This is a genomic window from uncultured Meiothermus sp. (assembly GCF_937863175.1).
In the GTDB taxonomy this organism is placed as follows: Bacteria; Deinococcota; Deinococci; order Deinococcales; family Thermaceae; genus Meiothermus.
The window spans coordinates 1-3116 of the sequence record NZ_CALMCQ010000018.1; the positions used below are offsets into that span (position 1 = coordinate 1).

Annotated in this window: 2 protein-coding genes; both read right to left on the reverse strand. The window is 61.6% G+C overall.

Going from position 1 to position 3116, the window contains the following annotated elements; all coding sequences use genetic code 11:
• Positions 1-320 precede the first annotated feature (320 nt).
• Complete coding sequence (locus Q0288_RS00780) at positions 321-2720, reverse strand: S8 family peptidase (RefSeq protein ID WP_299425677.1); 2400 nt, start codon at positions 2718-2720, stop codon at positions 321-323.
• 69 nt (positions 2721-2789) lie between these two features.
• Positions 2790-3116, reverse strand: a 327-nt coding sequence (locus Q0288_RS00785) for a hypothetical protein (protein WP_299425680.1), incomplete at its 5' end; no start/stop codon positions are given.

A 3116-nucleotide genomic window follows, 5' to 3' on the forward strand; every position in this document is an offset into this window, starting at 1 on the left:
TTTAGCTTAAGATATTTATATATAAAATAAATAATTGCAAGTCAGTAAACAATTGTGAAAAATCCAGGCCTATCCAGGGGCTACCCTGCATCTACCTACTACTGAACCCTGCATCCGTTGGGGTGGCCTAAAGCCAAGCTAGACCGGGTTTGCCAAATCCAGAGAAAGTCTACAGGGCTAACCCGCACCGTAGTTGACACGCTACCCCAGGGGAGGCCGAGCCGGAGGTAGCCCGATAGCTGGAGACGCTGACATGAAGGAGCCTCCTGTGGGCACCAGGCTACAGGAGGCATGGGTATATCGGGTTCTTTTGCAGTGCACTACCTGCGTTGGATCAGCTTTTTGAGGGCCAGGAACGCGGGCTCCCGCTCGAGCCCGGCGGTGGTGCCGGAGGTCAGCTCGAGGCTAAAGTTGATGTTGGCTGCTGGGGGCTGCACCAGGGCAAGCTGGCGGTTGACCCGGAATACGCCAAAGTAGTCGCCCCCGTCTACCTCACCGTTGCCGTTAATGTCCTTCCAGCCAGCCACCGCGTACTGCCCAGCCACCAGGGAAGCCAGGGCATAGTTGGCGGTGCGGGTGTCGGCGGTAAGAACCATGCCCCTGGATCGATCCACGTCAAAGTCGGTACCCGTCCAGAACAGGGCTGCCACAAAGGCGTCCTTAAGGGTGGGGAGGCTGGAAGTTCCGACCGTAAGAACCAGCGCTGCCCGCACGGTCTGGCCACCTGCACTGCCCTCCACGGTCATGGGATACTGGCCGGCAGGCACGTTGCCAGCCACTGTCAGGGCCAGGGTCGCGGTAGCCCCTGAGGAGGGGTTGGGGGTAAAGGTTCCGCCGACGCCGGAGGGGGCCCCTTGCAAGGTCAGGTTGACCGGTCCGCTAAAGCCACCCACCCGCTCGATCCCCACCACCACACTGGCGTTGCCGCCAGGGGCTAAGGCGAGGCTGCTGGGCGTGGCGCTCAGGGTAAAAGAACCCACCGGGGCGCCCCCTACTGCCTGGATAGCTGCCAGCGCATCCACCAACCCGGCTCCACAGTCCCCAGCAGTTATGCCGGGGGGTGGGGTGGGCCGACTGGGACTGGTCTCGCCCTGGCACTGGGTCTGGGTCAGTGGCCGGGCGGTGCGCCGCAGAATGTCCAGTGCTTCGGCTCGAGTGAGACTGGGGCGTGCACTTTTCATCAGGGCAATCAGCCCTGCAACGTGGGGGGCTGCCATGGAAGTGCCGTTGTAGAACTCGTAGTTGAACTGCCCGCTGGCGTCGCTTTTGAGTGGGCTGAGCACCCCACCTCCAGCCTGTACACCCCCTAGATTTACGGCCACATTCCCACCAGGGGCCATCAGATCAATGCGGCCACCAAAGTTGGAGTACGGAGCCCGCCCCCCCGATGGCCCGGTGGCCCCGACGGTAATGACCCCGCTACAGCTTGCCGGAACGAAGTTGGCGACATTTTCGGCGTTGTTGCCTGCGGCTGCCACAATAATGCTGCCCTGGGCATTAATCCGGTTGATTACTTCCTGATACAGGGGTATTTGTGAACAAGGACGGCTGCCGCCCAGGCTCATGTTGATGATGGCAGCCGGATTGGGGTTGGTCGGTACACCGCTAACGGGTAGCCCTGCTGCCCATAGCATGCCATCGGTAATGTCTATCAGATCGCCGCCCTGAACGCCCAGTACCCGCACCGGCAGTAGCCTGGCGCCCCAGCTCACCCCTGCCACCCCCAGGTTGTTGTCGCTTTGGGCCAGGATGGTGCCCGCCACGTGGGTACCGTGGTAGCTGCTCTGGGTTGGGGAAAAGAGATCGCCTGCATCCTCTGGATTGTTGTCGCGCCCATCGCCATCGCGGGCATTGCGGGGGTCGGAGATCATGTCGAAGCCGGGCAGAATTCGGTTGCGGTCGAAGTCGGGGTGTTGCAAAAGCTGGCCGGTGTCAATCACCGCTACCGTAACGGGGTTGCTCTGCCCCTGCTCAATATCCCAGGCCTGGGGCAGGTTCATGGCAGGGTAATGCCACTGGCGGCTGTAGAGGGGGTCGTTGGGTGTGCGCGCCGGATAGAAGCGGTAGTTGGGGTGTGCGTACTCCACATCCGCCCGGGCGGCCAGATCCGCAATGGCTGCCAGCGTACCCTGGGCGTCTAGCGAGGCTTTGTAAAGCGAAACCTGTTCCACAGAAAGGCCCCGCACACGCTGCAGAATTGCCCCACCTGCACGCAAAGCCTGCACACTTTGCACACTGACCCCTCCTTTAAACTTAACGATGATATCGCCCGGCACAAAGTCTGGATCTGAGGTCGGGGATGTGCCGGTTGCAATGCTGACGGTTCCCGAGATGCTGCCCCCACCTCCACCGCCCCCACCCCCACCCAGCACACTAAGCCTGAAGCTGGCAGTGTTGCTGGCTCCACCGCTGGTGCCACGCACCACTGCATCGTAGGTGCCGGTGGGCACCCCGCTGCTGGCGGTTAGGGTGAGCTGGCTGGTGGGGTTGTTGCTGCCCACCGAGGGCGGATTGAAGATGCCCGATACTCCCTGGGGCACGCCCTCGAGGCTCAAGACGGCGGTGTTGCTGGCGCCAGGCGAAAAGCTGGCCGTAACCGTAACGGTGGTGAAGCTACCCTGGGTTACACTACTGCCCGGCACCGAAAGGCTGAAGTTGGGGCTGCTGCTGTCGCCGCAGGCGGCCAGCAGCGCGAAGAACCAGAATATCCATCGAGGCATAACACCTCCTGCAAGGGGGCCAGCCCGATTGAACAAGGAGGCATTGCCAATCGAGCTGGCCAGACGCACCTACTGCTGGTTGTAGGTTGCGGGAACCGTGAACTGGGTGGGGGCGTTGGGGCGGGTTACCGTAAAGGTAAAGCGATACTGACCGCTGATCTTGAGGTAGCAGGTATTTGGGGGCTGCAGGGCCAGCCGCTCGCTGGGGATGGTGAGAACTCCACCGAGATTGACGTCGAAGTTGCCAAACGAATTCCCGATGGCGTGGGTGATATTGACGCTCAAAAGCTGGAGATTCTCGCTGGGGGCTGCCAGGAACTGCAGGCAGGGCCGGATCTGACCGTTGAAATTGCCGGTGGTCTCGAGGGCAAAAATGGTGATGGTGGGGTTGGCGGG

What these genes read in the sequence shown, in the direction of transcription:
- Q0288_RS00780 (WP_299425677.1), bottom strand. Translation starts at nt 2,720, where the DNA reads ATGCCTCGATGGATATTCTGGTTCTTCGCGCTGCTGGCCGCCTGCGGC.